Raw genomic sequence first — 25088 nt, 5'->3', positions numbered from 1 at the left:
CTCGCGCGCGGGTTGTGCCGAACGGTTCGGCCGGACCACCGTAGCGTGCGCGCGGGTGGTGGGTTGACCAGAGCCGGAAGGCCGTCAGTTGCCGGCGCCCGTCCTGCCCCAGTCCGGGCCCGCCTTGTCCCATGCCTGGTCCCAACGGGCGTACCGGCGGCGGACCATGCGCCAGACGATCAGCCGTCTGCCGCCCTCTACGAGACCGCCCGTCGCCAGGGCCGCGCCGAAGCCGGCGAGGACCGCGTGCGTCGAGGCCGTCGCGGAGTCGAGTGGGCGGGCCACCATCCGGCCGTGCCGGTCGGTCCATATCCGGAACTCGTCGCCCTGCCGCGGGTCCTTGAGGCTGGCCAGCACGGGGCCCTGGTGCGAGGTGCCGTCCGGTGCGGTCCAGTCGGCGAGGACGCGGTTGCGCAGATCCCTGCCCGAGGAGGTCTCCGGGTCGGCGTCCAGCGGGGAGCGGTCCAGCTTGCGGACCACGGTAGCCGTCACCAGTTGCCGCGCCTCGTGCTGTGCCCGGACGGAGCGCTGCAGCGCGTCCTCAGCCGTGCCCCCGACCAGCGAGCCGGCCAGCGGGGCGGCCAGCAGGATCAGCATCAGGGCGGCCAGTGCCACCCAGGCCTCGGCCAGGTCGGTCGCGCGGCACAGTGGATTGCGCCGCCAGCGCCACAGTCCGCTGATCGCTCGCACCGCCCGCACCCCCTTCCCGCTCCGTGATACTCCCCGGTGGAGCCGCCCTCGCACGGACCCGTCTAAGAGAGAGCGACATCACCTCTCCCCAGGGTCTCTCACGCATTTCTCACACAAGCCCAACGCCCGAGCCGGCGGCGCGGTTCCCGCGGTGGCCGGAGAGCTATCCGAGGATCCTGACCGGGTCTCCGACGCGGATCGTGCCGCGGGACAGCGGCACCAGGTTCTGCCCGAAGACCAGCTTGCCGCCGAGCCGGCGGTGCCGCCCCAGGCTGAACAGGGGCTCGTGGCCGCGCTCGCCGGTGCCCTGGTCGGTGGTGGTCACCACGCACCGGCCGCAGGCCTTGGGCACGCGGAAGAGCACCTCCCCGACGGCGAGGCGCGACCAGTCGTCCTCGGCCCAGGCTGGGGCGCCCGCGACGACCACGTTCGGACGGAAGCGGTTCATGGGCAGGGGGCCCTCACCGGCGTGCTCGCCCTGCGCGACAAGGGAGTTGAGGGCGTCGAGCGAGGCAGTCGTGGTGAGCAGCAGCGGAAAGCCGTCGGCGAAGGAGACGGTCTCACCGGGCAGCGCGTACTCCGGGGCGAGGGGCCGGCGCGTGGCCGGGGCGTCCAGGTACACCAGGCGCGCATCGATGCCGAGGTAGGAGCTGAACCAGGCGTGCGCGGCCTCGTCCTCGGCCGGGACCGCCTCGACCTTGTCGCGGAAGATCTCCACCGGCACGGTGACGAAGGGCCGGGGAACGGGCACCGTCAACGCCGCCATGCCGGGCGCGGACAGACGGACGTCGCCACCGGGCTGAAGCTCGGCGGCGGCGAGCGCGAGGCGGGGCTGCCGGCGTTGCGTGACGACCTTTCCCCCGTCGTCGATCAGCACCCAGCGCCGGTCTCCGGCCAGCCCCCAGGGCTCCACGACGGCCTCCCGGGGCGCGAGGCCCCGGACCGCCTTGACCGGATATACGTGAATCGAGTGCAGGTGAGCGTTCCCCATGAGGCCATCGTGCCAGTCGGCACCGACAGCCCCCGGAGGTCGGCTCAGTACCCGCGGTACTGCTGGTTGTTGTACGGGTCCTGATAGGGAGCCGGGGCCGGCCGGGGAGCCGCGGGGCGCATCGCCTCGTAGCCCGCGGGGGCCGCCGGACGCGGCTGCTGCGGCTGGGGTCCGGGGTAGCCGCGCGGAGCGGTCGCCTGCTGCGGGATGTACGCCGCGGGCGCCTGCTGCAGAGGGGCGGGTTGCTGCGCCTGCGGATAGCCGTAGGCGGGCTGGGAGGGAGCTGCCGGCAGGGCGGGCAGCGCCGACGGGAGTGCGGGCAGGTTGCCGCCCGGCATGTCGTACTGAGCGGGGACCCGGATCGGGGCGATCTGCGGGGTGCCCCGCTCGGCGACGAGCCTGTCGTAGATCGGGGTGTCCGGGAAGGAGGCGGAGTAGTAGCCGCCGCCATAGGTGGAGCGGGGGGAGGTCATGGCACATAAGTTAAGCCCACGATGTGCTGGTTGGGGAGACCGATAAGAGGGTTGTTTTCCGTGTCCGCAGTGACCAGGGATCCCCAATGCGAGCGAACTCGGCAAAATGGGGCGCCGAACGGGGGCCTGATCGTGTAAAGGCCGAGTTCCGGGCGGTTACCGGGGGTTGACCGCCTGGCCTTCCGCGCGGCGGCGCATGGGACTTCGCCGCGGCAAGGAATAGGTTGTGCGCAGGGAACTCGACGGACGGCCGGGGCGGGCCCGGGCGCGGTGACACGCAATGGGGGCGGACATGCAAATGCTGAAAGGTTCAAATACTCCGGTGCCCACCGCGGCGTTGCGGGTGGAATTGGGGTGGCGGGCCGTGGCGGGCGTGCCCGACGCCGACGCCTCCGCTTTGCTGCTGATCGGCGGAAAGGTCCGCTCGGACGCGGACTTCGTCTTCTACAACCAGCCCGCGCACTCCTCCGGCGCGATCCGGCACGAGGGCAAGCGCACCACCGACGGCCGGGTCACCGACGCGCTCCTCGTCGACCTCGCGCGCGTGGAGCCCGCGATCGAGACGGTCGTCCTCGCCGCCTCCTCCGACGGCGGCCCCTTCGGACAGGTCCCCGGCCTGTACATCGAGGTCCAGGACGCAGCCCAGGGCGCGCCGGTGGCCCGCTTCGACAACCCGGGCGCCACCACTGAAACCGCTTTCGTGCTGGGCGAGTTCTACCGCCGCCAGGGCGCCTGGAAGTTCCGCGCCGTCGGCCAGGGCTACAGCAGCGGACTCGAAGGGCTGGCCACGGACTACGGCATCACGGTGGACGAGCCCCAGCAGGCCGCACCGGCCCCGGCCGTCGCACCGGCGCCCCCCGCGGCCACGCCGCCCGAGCCCGTCCGCCTCACCAAGGTGACGCTCACCAAGGCGGCCCCCTCGGTCTCCCTCACCAAGCAGGGCGGCACCTCCGGCGCGCTGCACGTGAACCTCAACTGGGAGGTGCGCAAGCAGTTCTCGGGGTGGAGCGGCAAGTTCGGGCGCCCGACCGCGATGCACTCCGACCTCGACCTCGACCTGTGCGCGCTGTACGAACTCGACGACGGCAGCAAGGGCGTCGTACAGGCCCTCGGCAACAGTTTCGGGGCGCTGCACCAGCCTCCGTACATCCACCTCGACGGCGACGACCGCACCGGCGCCGTGTCGACGGGTGAGAACCTCACCGTCAACCTCGACCACAAGAACGCCTTCCGGCGCATCCTCATCTTCGTCACCATCTACGAAGGTGCCCGCTCCTTCGCCGACCTGCACGCCTCGGTCACGCTCCAGCCGCAGCACGGGGCACCGATCGAGTTCTCGCTCGACGAGTGCACCGTCCCCTCACTCGTGTGCGCGCTCGCCCTGATCACCAACACCGGCGGCGATCTGATCGTCCGGCGGGAGGCGCGCTACCTGGTGCCCGCGCGCGGAGTGAGCCCGCAGCGGACCGTCGACCACGCTTACGGGTGGGGCATGAACTGGACCCCCGGCCGCAAGTGACGCCTCCCGGCGGCCGTCAGCCCTCGTCGGGCACGGCGTCCGGCCGGGCGTAGGTGCGGCCCTTCCAGGCCGCTCCCCGTCCCCGGTGGTGCTGCACCGCCGAATCGACCGTCATGAGGAGATAGAGGAACGCGGTGAACGGCAGCAGGGGAGCGAGCCACAGCGGCTGCCGGTAGTAGCGGAGAATCGGGACGTACGTCCCCGCCATGACGAGCCACGCGAGGCCGCCGATGACCGCGGCCGGCGCCTGGCCGGCGGCGAGACCGGCCAGGACCGCCAAGGGCGGGACCAGATACACCAGCGCCAGCCCGGCGACCGTCCCGGCCAGCAGCGCAGGGTTGTGCCGCAGCTGGGCGTACGCACTGCGCGACACCATGCGCCACAGGTCGTGCAGCCGCGGATACGGCCGCACGCTGTCCACCCGCTCGGCGAGCCCCAGCCAGACGCGGCCGCCGCCGCGCTTGACGGCCCGGGCGAGCGCCACGTCGTCGATCACGGCGTGCCGGATCGCATCCGGGATCCGCGCCCGCTCGGCGGCCTCCGCCCGCAGCAATACGCAGCCCCCGGCCGCGGCCGCCGTCCGGCCCTGCCCGGCGATCCGGCGGAAGGGGTAGAGCTGGGCGAAGAAGTAGACGAACGCCGGCACGACGAGCCGTTCCCACACGCTCTCCACCCGCAGCCGGGCCATCTGGGAGACGACGTCGAATCCACCGGGACGGGCCGCCGCCACCAGCTCCCGCAGACTGTCCGGCGCGTGCGCGATGTCGGCGTCCGTCAGGAGGAGGTACTCGGGCCCACGCGCGCGTGCCAGCCCGATGCCGTGGCGCACCGCCCACAGCTTGCCGGTCCAGCCCGTCGGCGGCTCGCCCGGCGAGCTCACGGTCAGTGGCAGCCCGCCGTGCCGGCGTGCCAGCTCGCGCGCCAGCTCACCGGTGCCGTCCGCACTGCCGTCGTCGACGAGGAAGATCTCCGCCCGCCCCGGATAGTCCTGAGCGAGCAGCGACGGCAGCGCGGCGGGCAGCACGGCCGCCTCGTCGCGAGCGGGGACGACCACGCACACGGAGGGCCACGCGTCCGGCTCCGCGCGCGGCGGCAGTCGCACATCGGTGCGCCAGAAGAAGCCCTGACAGAGCAGCAGCCACAGCCAGGCGAGCAGTGATCCAGCGGCAGTCCACACAACGGCGCTCACGCGCGCAGTCTGCCCCACCGGACCTGCCCGAGACCGCTCATCGTCTATCGTGATCGGGTGAAGATCGCGCTCATGGACTCCGGAATCGGTCTGCTGGCGGCCACCGCGGCGGTACGGCGGCTGCGCCCCGACGCCGATCTCGTGCTCTCCCTGGACCCCGACGGCATGCCGTGGGGCCCGCGCACCACGCAGGACCTCACCGAGCGTGCCCTGGCCGTCGCCGAGGCGGCCGCCGCGCGCCGTCCCGACGCCCTGATCGTCGGCTGCAACACCGCGACCGTGCACGCGCTCACCGCCCTGCGCGCCCGCCTCGAACCGGCACTGCCGGTCATCGGCACCGTCCCCGCGATCAAGCCGGCCGCGGCCGGCGGCGGGCACCTCGCGATCTGGGCCACCCCGGCCACCACCGGCAGCCCCTACCAGAAGGACCTGATCCGGAACTTCGCCGGCGACGTGCCCGTCACCGAGGTGCCCTGCTGGGGCCTCGCCGAGGCCGTGGAACACGCGGACGAGACGGCGATCGACGCGGCCGTGTCCGCGGCCGCCGCCCTCACCCCGGACGATGTGACCACCGTCGTCCTGGGCTGCACCCACTACGAACTGGTCGCCGAGCGCATCCGGACCGCCGTCCAGCGCCCCGGCCGCCCGCCCCTCGTGCTGCACGGCTCCGCCGGCGCGGTGGCCGCCCAGGCGTTGCGCCGGCTCGGCGAGCAGCCCGCGCCGGGAGCCCCACCGCACGGCACGCTCACCGTGCTGCTCAGCGGACGCGAGGGCGCGCTGCCCGCTACCGCCCTGGCGTACGCCGAAGGACGTCTGCTGCAGGCGGTCACGCCCGCCGGCTGACCGCAAACCGGTCACCGAGGGTCATCGGCGAGGCGGATCAGCGCGACGCCCGACCGGCGCAGTCACGCTCCGCCACGAGGTACCAGCGGAGCGAAACCTGAGTACCCTCATAGACATGAGGGACCACCGCCACGGCGAGAACGCCCCCAGCCCGCACCCGGACGTCTGGACCGGCCGAGCCACCAACCGGGTGCAGTGGCTGCTGGCGCTCGTGGGCGCCGCCTGCATGGCGCTCGGCATCGGGCTGGCCGTCGACTCGGCATGGAAGTCCGGCATCGCCCCCCTCGTCATGGCCGTCGTCGGGTGCATCGCCGCCGGGCTCCTGGTCCTCTTCGGCACCCTCGCCTTCGTGCACGTCGCCCTGCGGGTCGACGACAAGCACCTCGAAGTGCGCTGCGGCCACATCGGCGTGCCCCGCCGCCGTATCCCGCTCTCCGACGTGGCCGGCGCCACGTACATCTCTCATGTCACCCCCCGCCACTGGGGTGGCTGGGGTTACCGATGGCGGCCCGAGAAGGGCACCGCGGTGGTCGTACGACGCGGTGAGGGCGTCGAGCTGGAGCTGTGGGACGGTCACACCTTCACGATCACCGTGGACGACGCGGAAGCGGCCGTACGAGTGATCGAGGCACGGCTGCGGCCCACCAAACCGGGCGCTCCCGCGCACTGAGTCGCCGCGCGCTCGTCACCGGTCGTGATCGACGGCAGCGATCACTGACTGTCACTGAGCAGACTGCGTCCCGCTCCCCGCACCTGTGCCTCCGGAGCCCGGCTCGACGGTTCGATGGGACGCGCCGTGGCCATGCCCGCCAGCAGGCCCGCCCCCACCGAAACGGCCGTGAAGCTCAACGCGTTGCCGATCGCGGCGATGGCGGCGAGCGCCGTCAGGGCCGCGCCGGCGGTGAGCGCCACCGGCGTCGGGCGCGGGCCACGCCACAGCGCGTACAGGACCCAGACGAACGCCGCCGCCAGCAGGACCACGCCGACGATCCCCTGTTCCGCCGCCTGCTGCAGAGGCGCCGAGTGGGGCTTGCCGTCGGACAGCAGTGACTGGGCGGACGTCGGGCTCAGCTCCCCGAAGCGGCCCGGGCCGGTCCCCAGCGCGGCGTCGTCGCCCAGCAGATGCCACGCGTCCTGCCACAGCCGCACGCGATGCGGTGTCAGCCGCCCCTCCAGAGCGGCCACGAACCCGCCCGGCACGGCCCGCGTGGCCAGCGCCCAGACCAGGCCGGTCACCACAGCGGCGACCGCGGCCAGTACGGCCATGCCGGCGCCGCGGTGACGGGTGCGGCCGGCGGCCAGAGAGCACACCAGCACCGCGAGACAGGTCACGAAGCCGCTGGTCGAACCGAGCACGGCCGCCAGCACCGCGGTGCCCGCCGCCAGCAGGCGCAGGGCGAACCGAACGGCCGGCACCGGCGCGGCCCAGGCCGCACAGCACGCGGCACCGGCCGACAGCGTCAGCACGGCGGCGGTGGCCCCGGCATGCCCCAGGGGTGCGGCGATCTGCGGGCCCGGAGCGAGGTGCGGAACGGCCACCGTCAGCGCGATGCCGGCCAGAGCTCCGGCCAAGGGCGCGCCGACCGGAAGCAGCGCCCCGCTGATCCGCCCGGCGGCGTACCCGGCGGCCACGGCCAGCACCGCCAGGAGAACCCCCTCGGGCCTGCCGTCGTGCACGGCCGCCGTGATCAGGGACCAGACGGCGCAGGCGCCCAGCACCACGACACCCGCCGCGTCAGAAACGATTCGTCTCTCGCCGTCCGCGTCCGGCCCGGACGCAGACGTCACCCCACTGGAACCCACCCCGCCCGCCCCCCGGCGCACCATCGCCCCCGACTTGTGAAGACCCCGGCCGCCACGGGCCGCCACGGGCCGTACGACTGAGGCTGGGCACACCGTAACGGCTGGTGGAGAGTTTGGGGATGTGTCGTGACGAAATGAACAAGGACTCCGTCACATGTACCGCGCTGTCGACCCCATGGGCACGCGCCTTAGACTCCGGGAGTGACCGTCACCGCAACCTCCGTCGGCGAATCGGACCAGCTGGAGCCGCGGATCGCGCCCGGGGCGCGGACGTGGGCCCGGCGGCTCGTACGTCTTGTTCCGGCCGCCGCAGCCGCGCTCTCCGGCCTGCTCCTCTACGTCTCCTTCCCGCCCCGCACCCTGTGGTGGCTGGCCCTGCCGGCCTTCGCCGTCTTCGGTTGGGTGCTGCGCGGCCGGGGCTGGAAGGCGGCACTCGGCCTCGGCTACCTCTTCGGCCTCGGCTTCCTGCTGCCGCTGCTGGTGTGGACCGGAGTGGAGGTGGGGCCGGGCCCCTGGCTCGCCCTGGTGGCGATCGAGGCGCTCTTCGTCGCCCTGGTCGGCGCGGGGGTCGCGGCCGTGTCGAGGCTGCCCGGCTGGCCGGTGTGGGCGGCCGCCGTGTGGATCGCCGGTGAGGCGGCACGCGCGCGTGCGCCCTTCAACGGCTTCCCCTGGGGAAAGGTCGCCTTCGGCCAGGCGGACGGTGTGTTCCTGCCGCTCGCCGCGGTGGGCGGCACCCCGGTGCTCGGCTTCGCCGTGGTCCTGTGCGGCTTCGGACTGTACGAGGCCGTGCGTCTCGGCCTGGAGCGGCGGGCCACCGGGGTCGTGCGCCGCGCGGCGGCGGCCGTCGCCGTGTTGAGCATGGGCGTCCCGGTCCTGGGGGCGTTCGCCGCCCGGGCGCTGGTCAGCGACAAGGCCGAGGACGGCAGTGTGACCGTCGCGGTGGTCCAGGGGAATGTGCCCCGAGCCGGCCTCGACTTCAACTCCCAGCGGCGGGCCGTGCTCGACTACCATGCGCGCGAGACGGAACGCCTGGCCGCCGAGGTCAAGGCGGGCAAGGTCGCACGGCCCGACTTCGTGCTGTGGCCGGAGAACTCCTCCGACATCGATCCCTTCGCCAACCCCGACGCCCGCGCCGTCATCGACGCGGCGGCGACGTCCATCGGCGTGCCCATCTCGGTCGGCGGCGTCGTCGAGCGGGATGGCAAGCTGTACAACGAGCAGATCCTGTGGGACCCGGTGAAGGGCCCCGTCGACACCTACGACAAGCGCCAGATCCAGCCGTTCGGCGAGTACCTGCCGCTGCGTTCGCTCATCGGCGCGATCAACCCGAACTGGACGGCGATGGTCCGCCAGGACTTCAGCCGGGGCACCAAGCCGGGCGTGTTCACCATGGACGGCGCCAAGGTCGGCCTCGTCACCTGCTACGAGGCGGCCTTCGACTGGACCGTGCGCTCCGAGGTCACCGACGGCGCCCAGATGATCTCCGTGCCGAGCAACAACGCCACCTTCGACCGCAGCGAGATGACCTACCAGCAGCTCGCCATGTCCCGTGTACGGGCGGTCGAGCACAGCCGGACCGTGACGGTGCCGGTGACCAGCGGTGTCAGCGCGATCATCATGCCGGACGGCAGGATCACGCAGAAGACCGGCATGTTCGTGGCCGACTCGCTGGTGCAGAAGGTGCCGCTGCGGTCCTCGCAGACCCCCGCCACGCGCCTCGGCATCCTGCCGGAGGTCGCCCTCGTGCTGGTAGCGGCCGGAGGACTCGGCTGGGCCGTCGGCGCCGGGCTGCGCGGGCGACGCGCCGGTGACGTGTAGCCGTACGCCCGTCGCACGCGGCCTGAATCGCGCCGGGGCGCCGGAATCGGCCCATTAGGGTCGACGGCATGGCTACTCCCGACTTCATCCGCACACTCCGCGCCTCGGCCGGTCATCAGCTGCTCTGGCTTCCCGGGGTCACCGCCCTCGTCTTCGACGACGAGGGCAGAGTGCTGCTCAACCGCCGGGCCGACACCCGCAAGTGGTCCGTGATCGGAGGCATCCCGGACCCGGGGGAGCAGCCCGCGGCCTGCGCGGTGCGGGAGGTCCACGAGGAGACGGCCGTGCGCTGCGTCGCCGAACGGGTCGTCCTCGTCCAGGCCCTGCAGCCCGTCACGTACGAGAACGGCGACACCTGCCAGTACATGGACATCACCTTCCGCTGCCGGGCCGTCGGCGGCGAGGCTCGGGTCAACGACGACGAGTCGCTGGACGTGGCCTGGTTCGATGTCGACACGCTGCCCGAGCTGGACGAGTTCGGCCTGTTCCGGATCAAGCAGGCCCTGTCGGAAGCCCCCACATGGTTCGACCCCACTGCCTCCGGCTGAACTATGGGGCGTGAACACATGGGACGGGGCAGGGACGCTGCCTAGGGTCGAACCATGACCGCGTCCCGTGCCCTCCCGGCCCCCCACGCCTCCCCGCTCGACCTGGGGGGCCGCACCGCGCTCGTCACCGGCGCCGCCGGCGGCATCGGCCGTGCCTGCGCGCTGCGGCTCGCGGCCGCCGGGGCCAAGGTGAGAGCCGTCGACCGGGACGCCGCGGGCCTGGCGACACTGGCCGACCAGGGGCGCGGCCTCGCCGGCACGGTAGAGCCGCACGTCCTCGACCTCACCGATCTGGACGCCGCCGAACTCGCCGCCGTCGGCACCGACGTCCTCGTCAACAACGCCGGGATCCAACTGGTGCGCCCCATCGAGGAGTTCCCGCCCGACGTGTTCCACACGGTGCTCACCGTGATGCTGGAGGCACCGTTCCGGCTCATCCGCGGGGCCCTGCCCCACATGTACGGGCAGGGGTGGGGCCGCGTCGTGAACGTGTCGTCCGTCCATGGGTTGCGCGCCTCGGCCTACAAGTCGGCCTATGTGGCCGCCAAACACGGTCTGGAAGGACTGTCCAAGACCACCGCCCTCGAAGGCGCGCCCCACGGTGTCACCTCGAACTGTGTGAACCCCGCCTATGTGCGCACCCCACTGGTCGAGAAACAGCTCGCCGACCAGGCGCAGGCGCACGGCATGCCCGAGGAGCGCGTCCTGGCGGAGGTGCTGCTCAAGGGCAGCGCCGTCAAGCGGCTGATCGAACCGGAGGAGGTCGCCGAGGCGGTGGCGTATCTGTGCGGTCCGCAGGCGTCCTTCGTGACTGGTACCTCGCTCGTCCTCGACGGTGGCTGGACCGCCCACTGAGCGGCCGGTCTCGTCGGCCGGGGGAGTTGTCCACAGGCCTGACGGGACGGGCCGGTCATGGTGAATCCTGTGAGCATGTCCAGCGATCACGTGCAGTCCACCGAGATGCCGTTCCTCGAGCTCCTGGCCCGGGGCGCGTCGGCCGACGCCTATGAGCAGCCGGAACTGCTCGCGCGTGCCGAAGGGCGCTCGGCGGAGTGGATCGCCACGCTCCGGCAGGCCAAGCCGCTCGCCCTGCGCGTGCGCGCCGAGCTGGAGGGACGACGCCGGCGCGAGGCCGAGCTGTCCGCCCTGTTCGAGACCGCCCACGACCTCGCCGGGCTGCGCGACCTCGACGCGGTACTCCAGGCGATCGTGCAGCGCGCCCGCTCGCTGCTGGGCACGGACGTCGCCTACCTCAGCCTGAACGACACGGAGCGCGGCGACACTTACATGCGGGTCACCGAGGGCTCGGTCGCGGCCCGGTTCCAGCAGCTGCGGCTCGGCATGGGAGAGGGACTCGGCGGCCTGGTCGCACAGACCGCGCGCCCCTATGTCACCGACGACTACTTCAAGGACGACCGCTTCCAGCACACCCTCACCATCGACGCGGGCGTGCGGGACGAGGGGCTGGTGGCCATCCTCGGGGTGCCGCTGACACTCGGGCACCACGTCATCGGCGTGCTGTTCGCCGCGGACCGCCGCGCCCGGGTCTTCGAGCGGGAGCAGATCGCCCTGCTCGGCTCCTTCGCCGCCCTCGCCGCGGCCGCCATCGACACCGCCAACCTGCTCGCCGAGACCCGCTCGGCCGTCGCCGGCCTGGAGCGGGCGAACGAGATCATCCGGGACCGCAGCGGCGTCATCGAGCGCGCCTCCGACGTGCACGACCGGCTCGCCGAGCTCGTCCTGCGCGGCGGCGGGGTGCACGACGTGGCTGCCGCGGTCTCCGAGATCCTCGACGGCACCGTCGAGTTCGCCGAGGCCGGCGCGGCACCCGCCGGAGCCCTGGAGAAGTCCGGTGCGGAGGGGCACGCGGTGCTGCACGAGACCGACTGGGTCGCCGCGGTCGCCGCCGGCGGCGAACTGCTCGGCGCACTGGTGCTGCGGGGGCACCCGGGACTCGACCCCGTCGACCAGCGCACCCTGGAGCGTGCCGCCATGGTCACCTCCCTGCTGCTCCTGGCCCGCAGATCCGCCGCCGAGGCCGAACAGCGCGTGCGCGGTGAGCTGCTGGACGACCTGCTGGACGCCCGTGACCGCGACCCGCGCCTGCTGCGGGAGCGCGCGGCCCGGCTGCACGCCGACCTCGACGCACTCCATGTGGTGCTGGCCGCGCGGCTGGAGGGCGTCGCGGCCGATGCCGACCAGGAGGCGGACGCCCGCAGACGCCTGGCAGCGGCGGCGTCCCACCTGGCCGCGACCCGGCACGGCCTGGCCGCCGTGCGCGACGGCGGCACCGTCCTGCTGCTGCCCCTGCGCCCCGGCGACACCGCCACCGGCCTGGCCCGCCGCGCCGCCCGGCACCTGGGCACAGCGGTCCACGCACCGGTCACGGTCGGCGCATCCGCACCCGCCGAGGACCTTGCCACCTGCCCCGAGACCGTGGCGACGGCCTACGCGGAGGCCCGCCGCTGCCTGGAGGCCCTGCGCGTCCTCGGCCGCTGTGGGGACGGGGCCGCCGCCGAGGACTTCGGCTTCCTGGGACTGCTCCTGGCCGGCGACCGGGACATCCCGGGTTTCGTCGACCGCACCATCGGCCAGGTCGTCGCCTACGACCGGCGGCGCGGCACGGAACTGCTGCGCACCCTCGACGCGTACTTCGCCTGCGGCATGAGCCCCGCCCGCACCAAGGACCGACTGCACGTCCATGTGAACACGGTCGCCCAGCGCCTGGAGCGCGTCGGCCGCCTCCTCGGCGACGACTGGCAGAGCCCGGCGCGGGCACTGGAGATCCAACTCGCTCTGCGCCTGCACCAGTTGTCGGCGCCGGCACAACACTGACCCCCGTACGCAGGGAGGTACGGGGGCCGTGGATCACGCGTCCTCGCTGAGTCAGGTGGTGCGGGCGTCCTGCGCCGCGGCGGTCGTCCGGTCCGCTCCCGGGCCGGTGGGAAGAGCGACGTCGGCCAGGTCCCGGTGGCGCGTTTCCTCGGCCGCCGCCACCGCGATGACCGTGAGCACGGCAGCGGCGATGACGTACAGTGCGATCGGTGTGGAGCTGCCGTAGTCGGACAGCAGCGCGGTGGCGATCAGCGGCGCGGGCGCGCCCGCCGCGACCGAGGCGAACTGGGCGCCGATCGACGCACCGGAGTAGCGCATGCGCGTCGCGAACATCTCGGTGAAGAACGCGGCCTGGGGCGCGTACATCGCCCCGTGCAGGACCAGCCCGACGGTGACGGCGAGGATCAGGTTGCCGAAGCCGCCGGTGTCGATCAGCGAGAAGAACGGGAACATCCACAGCCCGACACCCACCGCACCCATCAGATACACGGGCCGTCGGCCGATCCGGTCGGACAGCGCGCCCCACGCCGGGATGACGGCGAAGTGCACGGCCGAGGCGATGAGCACCGCGTTCAGCGCGGTCTGCTTGGAGACGCCGGCCGAGGTGGTGGCGTAGACGAGGATGAACGCGGTGATGACGTAGTAGCTGATGTTCTCCGCCATGCGCGCCCCCATGGCGACCAGGACGTCGCGCCAGTGGTGCCGCAGTACGGAGACGAGCGGCAGCTTCTCGGCCTCCGCCGCGACGTCCGCCCTGCGGGCCTCGGCCTGCGCCAGCGCCTGCTTGAAGACCGGCGATTCATCGACAGACAGACGAATCCACAAACCGACGATGACCAGCACCCCGGAGAGCAGGAACGGCACCCGCCAGCCCCAGCTTCCGAACGCGGCGTCCGACAGCAGGGCCGTGAGCAGTGACAGCACCCCGGTGGCGAGAAGCTGCCCCGCCGGCGCTCCGGTCTGCGGCCACGACGCCCAGAACCCGCGCCGCCGCGCGTCCCCGTGCTCCGACACCAGCAGCACAGCGCCGCCCCACTCACCGCCGAGCGCGAACCCCTGGACCAGCCGGAGCACGGTGAGCAGCACCGGCGCGGCGGATCCGATGGAGGCGTGCGTCGGCAGCAGCCCGATGGCGAAGGTCGCCCCGCCCATCAGCAGCAGACTCAGCACCAGCAGCTTCTTGCGTCCGAGCCGGTCGCCGTAGTGCCCGAACACCAGCGCGCCCAGCGGCCGGGCGGCGAACCCGACCGCGTACGTCAGGAACGACAGCAGCGTGCCGACGAGCGGGTCGGAGTCCGGGAAGAACAGCTTGTTGAACACGAGCGCGGCGGCGGAGCCGTAGAGGAAGAAGTCGTACCACTCGATGGTGGTGCCGATGAGGCTGGCGGCGACGATGCGTTTGAGGCTGGCGGGGGGTGGGGGAGCGGTTGCGGGGGAGGACATCGGCACCACTTCCAAGCGGTTGGCGGGGACGTGTTCGTGTCGCCATACCGTAGGAATGCGCAGGTCAGTGGCACATGTGGTGGGGCACCATAGTTCTGGGTGTGGAGGTGCGTGCGGCCACCATGAGGGTGCCGCTGGAGTCTCCGCGAGAGCCCCAACCGAGCCCGGCAAAGCGCTGTCCGGGTTGCACTGTTCGGGCATGATTTGGTGGTGGGGTGCTGACTCCCGTGCTGGTTTGGTGCTGACTAAAAGCGCATGTCATCACCCGTTCTCACCTCTCCCGTGCTGACTTGGTGCTGACTACACTGCGTCAAATTGGGCCAGATCGGGCGAGCCTTGGTAGGTGGTCGCCACCGATGTGGCGACATGTATCGCGGAACTATGGGCAACCCCCCGACGAGGGTGCATACCTGCCGGTGTGTCCTCCCGCGGGTAGCAGCACATGGCGAGGTCCCGTCCCTCCCAGCAGATTCTTCGTCTGCTGGTGGTACACCGCCAACACGCCGCTGACCTGCGCACATAGCAGCCATGGACACCTCGTCGGAGTCGTTGGCCCGTGAATGGTCCGGATCTTGATCGACGATGAGGGCCTTCGTCTCGCTCGTTGGATTGATGATCGGCGCCGATGAGTGAAACTCTCGCTCGGGCCGGCCGCCCGACGGCATGCAGCGGTCGGGCCCTGCGTCAACTTGCTCGCACTCCCGGCCAGTCAGTGGCACCGGGCCAACACCGCCCTGCACGCTGGAGCCCGCAAGCTGCTGGCACAGGCCGACAATCCGCCGGCCGTGGTTGCAGGGTGGTGGCCACCCGTTCTGAGCCATGACAGTCCCACCTGGCACCGCCGGACGACGAGCGGTGCGAGCGCCGGGAGTTTCGCCGCTGTAGGAGCGGGCTGGGTGCCGACGCGCTGGAGGGTGTCTTGGTGTTCGTCCAGGTCGAGGGTGATGTCGTGCAACTCGTTCGAGGCGCGGCCCAGAGCGAGCCATACCTCCGCGGGGAGCGTGCCTCGCTCTGCCTGGTCCTTGGCGAACACGCTGCCGGTGGCGACGAGGTGGGTGACGCCGCCGAGGACTCCGGCGTCCGGGTCGAGAACGCGGGCGATGACCTGAGCGGCCTGGGGCGGGGGAAGTTGAGACAGGTGGTCGGCGAGCTGGCCGAGCTGGCGGGTGATCTCGTCGGCCAGACTGACCGGGTAGGGGGCGGGGTGGGACATGCTCCTCCGGGTCCGTGGACGGTCAGTGGTGGTGGGGCTGCCCGACGCGCTGCTTCTCGGCGAGGACGCCCTCCGGTCGGGCGCCGGCCAGCGGGGAGGGGTGGTTGGGGCCGGTCGGGATGCAGGCGCGTAGATAGCGGCGGAAGAGAGCCGTGGCGAGTCGGGGCTTGAGCCGGTTGCTGATCGGTGTGGGTATGCGGGTTTCTCCGGGAATCGGGCGGTGCGGTGGGCGACCCCGGCGTGGTGCCGGGGCCGCCCGGGCGGCTCACGGGGTGCGGCGGGCCGGGGCCGGGACTGGGTGCGAGGGGGATGCGGCCGGTGCCTGTGGCCGTGCGGCAGGGCGGGCCGCTCGGGTGCGGAGGTCGTGCACGGCCTGTCGGTAGGTGGCTTCGTCGAAGACGTCGGGCGCGCAGTTGACCTCGTACCCGGCCAGGAGCAGGGCAGGGATGGCGCGGGTCGCCAGGCGCTTCTGCTCGTCGGCACCGAGGTGTTCGGGCACGGTGTGCCAGATATAGATGGGCGTGTCGGCGGGGTACTCGTGGCGTTCCAGGCCGAGCTGTTCCAGCAGGCCGTGGAGCCCAGCGGGGGCGCCGGTGGGGGTGTCGGCGTGGATGGTGGTCGTCAGGGCCCTGATGTAGATCTCGACGTCCGTGCCGTACTCGTCGGCGAGGTTGGCCATACGTTTCTCTCCGGGGTCAACGGCGGCGGAATATAGGGGGCTGGACGCGGCCCGGCGCAGGCGCGGTGGCTGGCGGCTGCGCAGGGCGGGCGGCGTGGTTGCGGGCGCGCAGGATGACGCGGGCGGCTTCGCTCAAGGAGTCGGCGGTGCCCCCGAGCCGTGCGATGGGCTCGGGTTCCTCACCGGGCCTGGCGCCTTGGAGATCGCTGGCGGCGATCCAGGCTCGGACGATCACTTCCCTGGTCAGGGGCAGCAGCCCGTGCACGGGGGCAGCGACCTCGGTCAGGACCTCGGCCACCTGACTGCTGGTCTCAGCGGCGGCGACCTGCTCGGTGAGACGGGCGAGGTAGCGCAGGGCTGCCTCACGTTCGCCGTCCGGGATGGCCAGCATGTTGAGGGCCGGGTCGAGGTGGACGCTGTGGCCGGCGGCGAGCAGGGCGTGCGAGGCGGTGGTCGCCTTCAGGCGCTGCTGCTCGATGGGCAGCCCGTGCGGAAGACGGTGGTAGTCCCCGCGGGGGCCTGGTGCGGAGAGGAAGCCACCGGTCCGCTGGAGGATGTCCGCCGCCTTCTCGGTGCCGCCGATGGCGACGACCAGGCCGGTGCGGGCGTCCTTGGTGATGGTGACGTACTCCAGGACCCAGAAGTCGGGCTCCTTAGGGTTCATCGAGTCCTGGCGGACGGCGTACGAGTGCCGGCCGGTACGGGTGGCATGGAAGCCGCGGTGGAGGTGGGCGCGTGTCGGCCGGCGGGGTGCTGGAGAGCGGTGCCGATGCCGAGTGCGTCGAGCTGCGGTCCGATCTCGCGCACGGCGCGGGCCTGGGCCTGGGTGTCGTCGCCCCCCAGGCGGTAGATGCCGCTGTCCGGGTCCTGGACGAAGCCGTGGGCGACGAGGATCGGGCCAGCCCGGCCGTCGGCGGGGGCGGCGGCGACGCTGCCGTCCGGCTGCCAGGTCAGGACGACCCGGTCCGGCTGGGAGGGCTGGATGCCGCCCAGGGCGTTGTGCCGGACCTGGGTGAGCGCACGGTCGTAGCGGGCCAGCAGATCACCGGCGACCTGCTCAGCACTCAGGAAAGGGTCGTCCGCCAGGGCGATGCCGTTGGGCTCGGGGACGGCGCGGTACGCCTCGTCGGGCAGGGCACGCGGGGCGACGGCAGCGATCAGGAAGCCGTTGTGCTCGTCGTGCCGGTCCAGAAGGACCAGCTGCGCGCCGTCCGGGCGGCTCAGGATGGCAGCCTGGTTCAGCGGGTGTTCGGCGAGGGAGGCGGCGACTAGGTCCAGGTCCCAGATGCGGTCGGCGAGTTCGGTGAGGTCGTCCTTGGCGTCCGGTGAGAGGTGGGAGCTGGTCCAGGTGTCGGGGAGTTCACCGGCGAGGACGTCGGCGTACGAGGCGAGGCGCTCGGAGGTGTCGTGGTCGTGCATGGTGTCCTTGGGCAGTTGCAGGGGCTCAGCGGCGAAGGCGGGTGGCACCGACGGGCGGCGGTGCCGGGGCCGGCAGCGCACGCGGCGGCGGTGGGCAGGCGCACACCGCGGAGCGTTCGGGCTCGTGGTCGGGAACCTGCTCGTCGCAGTTACGCCGGCCGGGGTGAGGGGCGTGCCGGTCGGCCATCCGTTCGCGGGTGTGCGCGAGGTCGGAGTGGATGACACGTACGTATTCGTCGGCGAGGTAGCGCAGGCGCCGGGCGGTGTGCGGATCGCTCGCGTTGCCAAGGCCGTCGAAGAACTCCGCCAAGGCGCCGAGTGTTTCCCCGAACCCGGCGAGGACGCCGTCGTGGGGCGCGGTCAGTTCGGTGAGGATGTCGGCTGCCTCAGCGGTGTCGGTGGCCTTGCGTAGACGCCCGGCGAGGTGGGAGACCGAGGCACCGAGCGCGGGATAGCGGGCGGGCCGGGCTTCGGTGTCGAAGGGCCCGTCGCAGTCGACGTGGTACCCGGTGGCCCGCAGGCGGGCGACGGCGTCGGTGGCGAGACGGGACTCGTCGCCCTCGGTGAGGCCGGCGGGTGCGCGGTGGTAGGTCTCGTGGAGGCGGACGACGGCGATGAAGCCCGCGCGCTGGAGAACGCTGTGCGCCTCGGAGTCGCCGCCTCGGGCGAGGAGTTCGTCGGAATGCGGGTCACGGCGGATGTCCAGGAAGCGGTCGGTACGGGCCAATGAGGCGTTTCTCCTACGGAGATCGGTGGGCGGTGTTGCGGGCGGTGGCCGGAGCGGCGGCGACTCGGGCCTGGACCAAGTGGGCGGCGGTGGTGTCCAGGTCCTCCTGGATGGCGTAGAGGCGGCGGGCGATCAGCTCCAGGCGGTGCGCCGTGTCGGTGCCGGCGGCCCCCGGCTGGCGGGCGATGCGGTGAGCGGTGTGCTCGACCAATCCGCGGACCGTGGCCAGCGGGCCAGCCTGCTCGTCGGCGAGCTGGGTGAGGACGCTTGCGAACTGCGCGGATGCGGTGGGAGCCGTACGGACAGCGGATCGTGTTGTGGGTCCGGTGCGTGCGGGGATCAGGTTCAGGTCCTGCTCGATGCAGCGCGCCTCGTCCGAGAGGCGCCGCAGGATGTCCGTGGGCGGGCGTGCCACGCGCCGTCGAGGCGGATCAGGTTGGCGATCAGGTCGAGGCGTCCGGATTGGGCCTGAACGGCGATCCACCGGCAGCCGTGCTCCTTGCCGGGAATCTCGACACCGGCGGCCCGCGCGAACCGGTGGGCGATTTCAGCCCACTCGGGACCGGTCAGCTCCCTGTCGCCCGGGTGAAGCCGGGCGTCGAGGTGGAGAATCGCCCGCCGGCTGTTGTCCGGGCTGGCCGCGAACGGATGCTCCAGGTACGGATCTTCGAGGTGCTCGGCCCACTCGACTGACGTCCAGATCCTCTGCTCGTCGCCGAGGGTGTAGTAGTCGAGGCCCGGCCAGTGGGCGACGATGGTGTACTCCATCAGGCTCTCTTTCGGAGAGAGGGATCGCCCCAGCGCCTCGGCGAGTGCATCGCTCGGCGTGTGGCTGCGCTCGTGGAGGCGGGGGATCACCGGCCGCCCCGGATGTCGGCGATGTGCACGAGCTGGCCCAGGGCGGTGGTGGTGTACCAGCCGCAGTCGATCAGCTTGTCGCGGTCGGCGAACCGCAGCAGGAGAGCATTCTCCATGGCCCGCAGGTAGATAAGGCAGTCCGGGCAGCGGCGCGAGAGATGAACGAAGTAGCGGGGGTGGCCGGTGATGTAGGACTGGACTCCGCCGGTCGCATCCCGCAGCCGCCATCCGTCCTCGTCGGTCGGGGTGTGCCAGGACGGGGCCACGACGCGCATCGCGTCCCCCCACAGTTCCCCGCCGGCCACCCCCTTCAGGACGACGACGGTGTCACCGGCCTGGAAGTGGGCGTGGGTGATGTCCCGGTCGGGGGTGAGCGGGTCGGGAGTCGGCGCGAAGGCCGACGTGGGAGGGGGCTGGGACATGAGATTCCTTCCACGCGAGGGGGGCGGGGTGGGAGGAACAATGGTCCGGAAGATCGCCGGTTTGGCTAACCGGCGATCTGCGGCTATGTTGCGCCCGGCTCGGTGGTGCCTCGGCGGGTCAGTTCGCGCCGTAAAGGGCGGCTGCGATCGCGGCGCGCATCTCGGCAGCACTGCTGTACCGCTCCCGGGGATCACGCTCAAGGGCCCGCATGATGATCGTCTGATACGTGGAGGGCAGTGTGGGGAGGATCTGGCTTGGCGGCGTGGCAGGACCCGCGTTCTTGAGCGCCGCCACCTTGGCGACATTGTCGGCAAGGAACGGCGGTTGTCCGGTACACAGTTCGTAGAACACCACCCCCGCGCCATAGATGTCGGCGGATGTGGTCGGAAGTTGGCCGAGGAGACTTTCAGGTGCCATGTAGACGGGCGTGCCCACCATGGTCCCGTCACCTCGGTGCAGGGGTCCCCGCCCCTCCTCTGTGATGACGTGGGAGACCCCGAAGTCGAGGATCTTGACCCTGCCGTTCGGCGTCAGCATGATGTTGCCTGGTTTGACGTCGCAGTGGACCACCCCACGTTGGTGGGCGGCCTCCAGCCCGGACAGCACGTCATGGACGGCCTCCGCAGCCTGATCGGGCGACAGCGGCCCCTCACCGAGCGCAGTCGACAGATCGATTCCCGGGACAAGCTCCATCACGAAGAAGCGCCCGGCCTTGCTCTCGACCACGTCGTGGATCGCAGCCACGTTCGGGTGGCTCAACGCCGCCGCGACGCGTACCTCGGACCAGAAGACCTGCCGCTCAAACGGTTCATCGGCTCCGTGAATCTGAATTGACTTCAACGCGACCCGCCGGTCCAGGAGACGGTCATAGGCCACATGCACGGTTCCCATGCCTCCCCTCCCGAGAGGGAGGAGGATCTCGTATCGCTCGCCGACCGGGGGCGGCTCCGCTCGCTCACTGACCGAGGTCGGTTCCACGTAGCGTCGGTTCGTGCTTCGCACGTCCGCCGGCAGCGGGAACAGCCGGTTGGCCAGTGCCTGCAGATGTGTCCCGGGAACGGGTCGCGGAGCAGCCGCGGGGGTGTGCGGCCGGAAGCCGGGGTTGCGCGCGATGAGCAGGGCGCCGGAGGTGTCGGTACCTGTTCGGTCAGGTGTGGGGCGGCCCCGTGCAGCCAAGGCCGCCTTGACGTGGGCATAGGCGGCGTCGACGCTGATCTCCGCGGGCCCGCCCGCGATGCCATGGGTGAGTACCTGGAGCAGTTCGCCGGTGAAGGCGGTGTAGGTCTCGCCGATCGGTGCGAGCGCGGGCAGGTCGTGGCGGGCGGAGCTGATGACCACCGCTCCCGTTGTTGCCACTTGCACCCGTAGCGCGTCGGCCGCGTCGGCCATCAGCCCGTGTGCTTGTCCGCTGAAGCAGCTGTCGAGGATCACCACCCGGCGTTCCGCCCGGGTTTGGATCAGCACGGACTTCAGCCATGCGTACGGCAGGCAGGTCCACGGCTCGTCTTGTCGGGAGCCGGTGACCGAGACCGAGTACCGCAGTTCGTCGTCGAGATGGCCGTGTCCGCTGTAGTAGACGAGGAGGGTGTCGGTGGCTTCGGCGGCTGCCTGTTGGACCGGGTTGATGAATTCGGATGGCTGTTTGGGGTCGGTGACGACCGTGCAGTGCTCGGGCGGCAGGCCCCAGCCTGGTGCTGAGGTGAAGAAGTCGGCGAGTGCCGCAAGGTTGTTCCGGACGGCCGGGAGGGGCGGCAGGTGGTCGTAGTCCGCGACGCCGATCAGGACCACCCGTGAGGATTCCGGGCGGGGGAGCGGCATCCGTCGGTTACTCGCTCTCCAGTGCCCGGACGATCCGGGTGACCTCAGCCGGGTCATCGGAGTCCACCGTCACCCGTACGCCGTTGCGTTCGATGGTGACCACCGGCGTCGACGGCCGGGTCCGTCGCCAGGCACAGATCGTCAAGGCCAGGCTGGCGGTCGAAAAACCTGACTGCGTGACCAACGCGATGACGTCGAGGGCTGCGCCCATCTGGCCCTCGGCGGGGTGCGCTGGCTGGAGGGTGATGGTTGCCCCCGTCCTGGTCGTCGTGTCCTGACGGAGCCACTGCGTGAGTTGACGCAGGTCCCGTCCCGGCGAGTTCCCGCCCACGGAAATGCGGTACTCCGACATGCCTAGGCCCCTCCCCCTGAGTCCCCGTCCATGGCGGGTGCGAACTGGCGGTCCATCATAGAGCTGGCCGGACTTTGGGGCCGAGGCGGGGCTCGGTGCCGTAGTGCAGCGTGCAGTTGAGTCTGGAGAGCGCGCTGTCGCTGATGAAAGGGATCTTGGTGCTCGTGCTGCCGCGGGAGGGGGCTAAAGGCTGTCCCGTAAATGATCTTTCGGTCACCTCGAGTGTGCTTGGCCGCAGTGTGGCCCGCTCGTTCATCCGGCGAGGGCGAGGTTGTGCATCCGGGCGATGCCGTGCATGGCGTAGTGGACTCCGTCGCCTTTGAGACGGCAGTCGCGGAGGATCTTCCAGGTCTTCATGCGGGCGAAGACGTGCTCGACGCGGGCGCGGACCTGTTTGTGGGACTTGTTGTGTGCTTCCTTCCAGTCGGGCAGCTCTTCGCCTCTGCGTCGGCGATGGGGCATGACGAGTCCCGTGCCGGGATAGCCGCCGTCCGCGATCGTGACTGTCCTGCCGACAGCGGCCTTGGCGCCGGATTCCTCCCACGCCTTGCAGTCGTTGCGGTTCCCGGGCAGCGGTCGGCCGACCACGACGACGAGCCGGGTGTCGGCGTCGATCACGACCTGATGGTTGGTGGAGTACCGGTAGTTCTTCGACTGCTCGGCGATGGTGTGGTCGCGGGTGGGCACCAAGGTGCCGTCCACGATGAGCACGGTGTCCTTGGCGAACCGTTTGCGGGGCTGGAGCGCGAGCATCGGCCCGAGATGGTCAATTACGCGGTCCGTCGCGGACTTGGACACCCCGAACAACGGGGCGAGCTGGCGCATCGTCAAATTTGTGCGCCAGTACGCCGTAACCAGCAGCGCCCGGTCCTCCAGGGACAGGCCCCACGGCCGGCCCTTTCGGACCGCGTCGGCACCCTCGCGCCGCAGCACGGTCACCAGCTTCCCGAAGGCACGCGGGCTCAGCCCGGTGAACGGGGCTATCCAGGACGGCTCCGACGTACCACCTCGGCGTCGGCGCCGATGCCGTGCTCGGCGCACAAGTCCAGCATTTCCTGCGTCTCGGGGATGCCGCCGATCAGGGAGCCGGACAGGGAGCGGCATCCGGCCAGCAGGGAGAAGACGCCGGCGGAGATGGGCTGGTCGGGGACGCCGAGGTAGACCATGGTGCCCTCGGTCGTCAGCAGGGACAGGCGGGCGTCGACGTCCAGCGGGGCGGAGACGGTGCAGATGATGAGGTCGAAGGTGCCTGCGAGTTCTTCGAAGGTCTTCGGGTCGCTGGTGGCGTAGTAGTGGTCGGCGCCCAGGCGCAGGCTGTCGTCCTTCTTGCGCAGGGACTGCGACAGGACGGTGACGTCGGCGCCCATGTCGTGGGCGAGCTTGACGGCGACGTGGCCGAGTCCGCCCAGGCCGATCACGACGACCTTCTTGCCGGGCCGGCGTTCCAGTGCTTGAGCGGGGAGTAGGTGGTGATGCCCGCGCACAGCAGGGGGGCGGCTTCCTGGAAGGAGAGTGCGTCGGGGATGCGGAGGGTGAAGTTCTCGTCGACGACGATGTGGCTGGCGTAGCCGCCCTGGGTGGCCTCGTCATTGCGGTAGCGGTCGATGTCACCGTAGGTTTCCACGGACCCGCCGCCGGTGCAGTACTGCTGTCGGCCGTCGTTGCAGTTGTCGCAGCGGCCGCAGGAGTTGATGATGACGCCGACGCCGACCCGGTCGCCGACCTGGCGGGTGGTGACCTCGGAGCCGGTCTCAGCGACGATGCCGGCGATCTCGTGGCCGGGGACCATGGGGAATAGGCCCTTGCCCCAGTCGCCGTGGACCTGGTGGATGTCACTGTGGCAGACGCCGGTGTAGTGGATCTCTGTCTTTACGTCGTGGGGGCCGAGGTCCCGGCGCTCGGTGGTGGTGCGGGTGAGCGGTTCTCCGGCGGCTGCGTCGGCGTAGGCGGTGACGGTGGAAGTCACGGTCACGTCCTTTCGGATGGTGCTGCGTGGGGGTGCGACTGCGCCGGTGTGGTCAGCTGAGCGTCTGATGCAGTGCGGCGATCGCGGGGGCGTAGGCGCCTTCGGTGACGGCGGTCACGGCCTGCTGGGGGGTGTGGCCGTCGGCGGCGTCGAAGGTGGCGTGTCAGGTGAGGAAGGCGCCTTGGGTGTCGGCTATGGGCCAGACCCGCATGGTCGAGCGGTAGCCGTTCACCGGCAGCGGGGAGTCGAGGAGCTCGTAGGTCAGGGCGCGGTGGGCGTCGTCGAGGCCGACGAGACGCTCGCGGTAGGTGCTGTCATCGGTGCCGGTCAGCACACGGACCGCTCCGGGTGCCGATGGGCTGTCGCCTTCGGTGATCTCGCTGGCCTTGATGGCGGGGTGCCAGCCGGGCAGAGCGTTGAACTGCCGTACGAGCGCTCACAGGTCGGATGCGGAGCTGGTGAAGACCGAACTCCAGTAACAGTATGGTGCGCGACTGAGATCGGGTTGTGTCGGCCTGGCGGGTTGGCTGGTGGTTGATCACCGCTTGGCGGTGCGGTCGGAGACCAGGCCGGCGATCGCCAGGTGGGTTTCGTCGTAGTACTCGCGGCGTCCGACGTATCGCTGGAGGGGCCGCCACTGCTTGTGCTCGGCGTTGGCGTGCTCGACGCAGTTCCGCATCGAGGACTGCTGCTTCCGCGCGGCCTCCCACGCCTCGATCTCCGCGGACGACGCGTCCTTGCCGTGCTTCTTCGGCGGGGCCTGGACCTGGTCGGGAAACCGTTTGGCCAGGCCCCGGTATCCGGCATCGACCTTGGCCTTGACCTGTGGGTACTGCTCGAAGAGGTCCTCGATACCCTTCTATTGCCGCCGTCTGATCGTGCATGCGACCGGGGCGGAAGGCGCCGGTGAACAGGGTGCGGCCCTTCTCGTCGGTGATGACAGTGGCTTTCTTGGTGTTCTGCCGCATCTTGCCGGAGACGAACGGGCGCCGTCCCGGCCTGCCCGCCCGCGGTCGCCGCACTCGCACCTCGGTGCCGTCCAGCGGCAGTTCAACGCCCCGCGTGGCGGCGTAGGCGAAGACATCGGTCAGCGTGTGCAGGCGTACCCCGGCCTCGCCGGGCACCGCGAAACCACGCGCCGCCAGCAGCGGGCGGATCTCGTGGACGGCCCGGGTGACCGTGGAGCGGTCGACTCCGTAGAAGAGGGCCAGGGCGGCGTGCGGGAGCGGAACCGCAGGACCACCAGAGTCGCGATCACCCGATCCGTGAAGACCAGTTGATGGTCCGGCCCGCCGCCTTCGGCGCGCAGCCACTCGTGGCCTCGACGTTCCCGCAGCCGCGAGTTCTCCCGCGCCATCCATCCCGGCGCCAATTCCGCGATAAGCGAACCGAGTCGACGCCGGGAGATGCCAGTGCAGGTACGGTGCGAGAGAGCCGTACGGGCCATGGCAGAGGTCGCAATCTCCCCAACTCGTGCGGCT

The 25088-nt window shown here is 71.3% G+C and carries 23 protein-coding genes and 4 pseudogenes; 7 read left to right on the top strand and 20 right to left on the bottom strand.

Annotated elements, in window-relative coordinates:
• Nucleotides 1-84 precede the first annotated feature (84 nt).
• The 3 genes from CEB94_RS04925 to CEB94_RS04915 all read right to left on the bottom strand — a co-directional run bounded on the left by CEB94_RS04925 (nt 85) and on the right by CEB94_RS04915 (nt 2154).
• Nucleotides 85-690 (bottom strand): Rv1733c family protein, encoded by a 606-nt coding sequence (locus CEB94_RS04925; RefSeq protein ID WP_175430983.1) that lies wholly within the window; start codon nt 688-690, stop codon nt 85-87.
• A gap of 163 nt (nt 691-853) precedes the next feature.
• Nucleotides 854-1681, bottom strand: coding sequence for an MOSC domain-containing protein (locus CEB94_RS04920; RefSeq protein ID WP_175430982.1), 828 nt, complete (start codon nt 1679-1681; stop codon nt 854-856).
• 44 nt (nt 1682-1725) lie between these two features.
• Entirely contained in the window at nt 1726-2154 is a 429-nt protein-coding gene (locus CEB94_RS04915) for a DUF6643 family protein (RefSeq protein ID WP_031139469.1), read from the bottom strand.
• 298 nt (nt 2155-2452) lie between these two features.
• Between CEB94_RS04915 and CEB94_RS04910 the strand changes: the two genes are divergently transcribed.
• Nucleotides 2453-3673: a TerD family protein gene (locus tag CEB94_RS04910; RefSeq protein WP_175430981.1), complete on the top strand. Its 1221-nt coding sequence runs from the start codon at nt 2453-2455 to the stop codon at nt 3671-3673.
• A 16-nt stretch (nt 3674-3689) separates the two neighbouring features.
• On the opposite strand, the gene CEB94_RS04905 is transcribed toward CEB94_RS04910, so the two are convergent.
• Nucleotides 3690-4880: a glycosyltransferase gene (locus CEB94_RS04905; RefSeq protein ID WP_175430980.1), complete on the bottom strand. Its 1191-nt coding sequence runs from the start codon at nt 4878-4880 to the stop codon at nt 3690-3692.
• 39 nt (nt 4881-4919) lie between these two features.
• Here CEB94_RS04905 and CEB94_RS04900 point away from each other — a divergent pair, with 39 nt between their 5' ends.
• Together CEB94_RS04900 and CEB94_RS04895 are read left to right on the top strand one after the other, a co-directional pair.
• Nucleotides 4920-5705, top strand: coding sequence for a glutamate racemase (locus CEB94_RS04900; protein WP_175430979.1), 786 nt, complete (start codon nt 4920-4922; stop codon nt 5703-5705).
• 115 nt (nt 5706-5820) lie between these two features.
• Complete coding sequence (locus CEB94_RS04895) at nt 5821-6375, top strand: hypothetical protein (RefSeq protein ID WP_175430978.1); 555 nt, start codon at nt 5821-5823, stop codon at nt 6373-6375.
• A gap of 41 nt (nt 6376-6416) precedes the next feature.
• On the opposite strand, the gene CEB94_RS04890 is transcribed toward CEB94_RS04895, so the two are convergent.
• Nucleotides 6417-7493, bottom strand: a complete 1077-nt coding sequence (locus CEB94_RS04890) for an O-antigen ligase family protein (protein ID WP_246111728.1) — start codon at nt 7491-7493, stop codon at nt 6417-6419.
• A 216-nt stretch (nt 7494-7709) separates the two neighbouring features.
• On the opposite strand from CEB94_RS04890, the gene lnt reads away from it, so the two are divergent.
• The 4 genes from lnt to CEB94_RS04870 all read left to right on the top strand — a co-directional run bounded on the left by lnt (nt 7710) and on the right by CEB94_RS04870 (nt 12709).
• Nucleotides 7710-9326 (top strand): apolipoprotein N-acyltransferase, encoded by a 1617-nt coding sequence (gene lnt, locus CEB94_RS04885; RefSeq protein WP_175430976.1) that lies wholly within the window; start codon nt 7710-7712, stop codon nt 9324-9326.
• Nucleotides 9327-9394: 68 nt separating this feature from the next.
• Nucleotides 9395-9874 (top strand): NUDIX hydrolase, encoded by a 480-nt coding sequence (locus tag CEB94_RS04880; protein ID WP_175430975.1) that lies wholly within the window; start codon nt 9395-9397, stop codon nt 9872-9874.
• Between the two features lie 54 nt (nt 9875-9928).
• A complete protein-coding gene (locus tag CEB94_RS04875) occupies nt 9929-10729 on the top strand; it encodes a 3-hydroxybutyrate dehydrogenase (RefSeq protein WP_175430974.1) in 801 nt (266 codons plus the stop codon).
• A 75-nt stretch (nt 10730-10804) separates the two neighbouring features.
• Nucleotides 10805-12709 carry a helix-turn-helix domain-containing protein gene (locus CEB94_RS04870; protein WP_175430973.1) on the top strand — a complete coding sequence of 635 codons (1905 nt, stop codon included), beginning with the start codon at nt 10805-10807 and terminating at the stop codon, nt 12707-12709.
• 51 nt (nt 12710-12760) lie between these two features.
• Here CEB94_RS04870 and CEB94_RS04865 read toward each other — a convergent pair whose 3' ends face one another.
• The 15 genes and pseudogenes from CEB94_RS04865 to CEB94_RS04800 all read right to left on the bottom strand — a co-directional run bounded on the left by CEB94_RS04865 (nt 12761) and on the right by CEB94_RS04800 (nt 25054).
• Entirely contained in the window at nt 12761-14152 is a 1392-nt protein-coding gene (locus tag CEB94_RS04865) for an MFS transporter (RefSeq protein ID WP_175430972.1), read from the bottom strand.
• 838 nt (nt 14153-14990) lie between these two features.
• Nucleotides 14991-15365, bottom strand: a pseudogene (locus CEB94_RS04860) (hypothetical protein); the annotation flags it as partial.
• Between the two features lie 265 nt (nt 15366-15630).
• A complete protein-coding gene (locus CEB94_RS04855; RefSeq protein ID WP_175430971.1) occupies nt 15631-16044 on the bottom strand; it encodes a hypothetical protein in 414 nt (137 codons plus the stop codon).
• 16 nt (nt 16045-16060) lie between these two features.
• Complete coding sequence (locus CEB94_RS04850; RefSeq protein ID WP_175430970.1) at nt 16061-16708, bottom strand: hypothetical protein; 648 nt, start codon at nt 16706-16708, stop codon at nt 16061-16063.
• Complete coding sequence (locus tag CEB94_RS04845; protein ID WP_175430969.1) at nt 16705-17463, bottom strand: hypothetical protein; 759 nt, start codon at nt 17461-17463, stop codon at nt 16705-16707. The genes CEB94_RS04850 and CEB94_RS04845 overlap by 4 nt, the downstream gene beginning before the upstream one ends.
• 25 nt (nt 17464-17488) lie before the next feature.
• Nucleotides 17489-18190 carry a hypothetical protein gene (locus tag CEB94_RS04840; protein WP_175430968.1) on the bottom strand — a complete coding sequence of 234 codons (702 nt, stop codon included), beginning with the start codon at nt 18188-18190 and terminating at the stop codon, nt 17489-17491.
• 13 nt (nt 18191-18203) lie between these two features.
• The gene (locus CEB94_RS41860; protein WP_342789588.1) at nt 18204-18401 is read right to left on the bottom strand and encodes a hypothetical protein; all 198 of its coding nucleotides are present in this window, start codon (nt 18399-18401) and stop codon (nt 18204-18206) included.
• A 134-nt stretch (nt 18402-18535) separates the two neighbouring features.
• Entirely contained in the window at nt 18536-18958 is a 423-nt protein-coding gene (locus CEB94_RS41855) for a hypothetical protein (protein ID WP_342789587.1), read from the bottom strand.
• Nucleotides 18959-19044: 86 nt separating this feature from the next.
• Nucleotides 19045-19470 (bottom strand): hypothetical protein, encoded by a 426-nt coding sequence (locus CEB94_RS04830; protein ID WP_175430967.1) that lies wholly within the window; start codon nt 19468-19470, stop codon nt 19045-19047.
• Between the two features lie 118 nt (nt 19471-19588).
• A complete protein-coding gene (locus CEB94_RS04825) occupies nt 19589-21259 on the bottom strand; it encodes a caspase, EACC1-associated type (protein WP_175430966.1) in 1671 nt (556 codons plus the stop codon).
• Nucleotides 21260-21296: 37 nt separating this feature from the next.
• Nucleotides 21297-21641: an effector-associated constant component EACC1 gene (locus CEB94_RS04820; protein WP_175430965.1), complete on the bottom strand. Its 345-nt coding sequence runs from the start codon at nt 21639-21641 to the stop codon at nt 21297-21299.
• 252 nt (nt 21642-21893) lie between these two features.
• The gene (locus tag CEB94_RS04815) at nt 21894-22682 is read right to left on the bottom strand and encodes a transposase (RefSeq protein ID WP_175430964.1); all 789 of its coding nucleotides are present in this window, start codon (nt 22680-22682) and stop codon (nt 21894-21896) included.
• Nucleotides 22640-23607: pseudogene (locus CEB94_RS04810) on the bottom strand (NAD(P)-dependent alcohol dehydrogenase); the annotation flags it as partial. The pseudogene CEB94_RS04810 and the gene CEB94_RS04815, both read right to left, overlap by 43 nt.
• A gap of 163 nt (nt 23608-23770) precedes the next feature.
• Nucleotides 23771-24031, bottom strand: a pseudogene (locus CEB94_RS40740) (SRPBCC family protein); the annotation flags it as partial.
• 114 nt (nt 24032-24145) lie between these two features.
• Nucleotides 24146-25054 (bottom strand): annotated as a pseudogene (locus CEB94_RS04800) (transposase).
• Nucleotides 25055-25088: the final 34 nt, after the last annotated feature.

This window comes from Streptomyces hawaiiensis, assembly GCF_004803895.1.
GTDB lineage: Bacteria > Actinomycetota > Actinomycetes > Streptomycetales > Streptomycetaceae > Streptomyces > Streptomyces hawaiiensis.
Note: the sequence above shows the minus strand (reverse complement) of the source record. Positions and strands in the feature narration are given on the sequence as shown.

Coding starts and splice junctions, on each gene's coding strand:
- CEB94_RS04895 (WP_175430978.1), top strand. CDS start 5,821: ATGAGGGACCACCGCCACGGCGAGAACGCCCCCAGCCCGCACCCGGAC.
- CEB94_RS04880 (WP_175430975.1), top strand. CDS start 9,395: ATGGCTACTCCCGACTTCATCCGCACACTCCGCGCCTCGGCCGGTCAT.
- CEB94_RS41855 (WP_342789587.1), bottom strand. CDS start 18,958: ATGGAGTACACCATCGTCGCCCACTGGCCGGGCCTCGACTACTACACC.
- CEB94_RS04850 (WP_175430970.1), bottom strand. CDS start 16,708: ATGAACCCTAAGGAGCCCGACTTCTGGGTCCTGGAGTACGTCACCATC.
- CEB94_RS04915 (WP_031139469.1), bottom strand. CDS start 2,154: ATGACCTCCCCCCGCTCCACCTATGGCGGCGGCTACTACTCCGCCTCC.
- CEB94_RS04820 (WP_175430965.1), bottom strand. CDS start 21,641: ATGTCGGAGTACCGCATTTCCGTGGGCGGGAACTCGCCGGGACGGGAC.
- CEB94_RS04875 (WP_175430974.1), top strand. CDS start 9,929: ATGACCGCGTCCCGTGCCCTCCCGGCCCCCCACGCCTCCCCGCTCGAC.
- CEB94_RS04920 (WP_175430982.1), bottom strand. CDS start 1,681: ATGGGGAACGCTCACCTGCACTCGATTCACGTATATCCGGTCAAGGCG.
- CEB94_RS04855 (WP_175430971.1), bottom strand. CDS start 16,044: ATGGCCAACCTCGCCGACGAGTACGGCACGGACGTCGAGATCTACATC.
- CEB94_RS04845 (WP_175430969.1), bottom strand. CDS start 17,463: ATGCACGACCACGACACCTCCGAGCGCCTCGCCTCGTACGCCGACGTC.
- CEB94_RS04910 (WP_175430981.1), top strand. CDS start 2,453: ATGCTGAAAGGTTCAAATACTCCGGTGCCCACCGCGGCGTTGCGGGTG.
- CEB94_RS04870 (WP_175430973.1), top strand. CDS start 10,805: ATGTCCAGCGATCACGTGCAGTCCACCGAGATGCCGTTCCTCGAGCTC.
- CEB94_RS04865 (WP_175430972.1), bottom strand. CDS start 14,152: ATGTCCTCCCCCGCAACCGCTCCCCCACCCCCCGCCAGCCTCAAACGC.
- CEB94_RS04830 (WP_175430967.1), bottom strand. CDS start 19,470: ATGTCCCAGCCCCCTCCCACGTCGGCCTTCGCGCCGACTCCCGACCCG.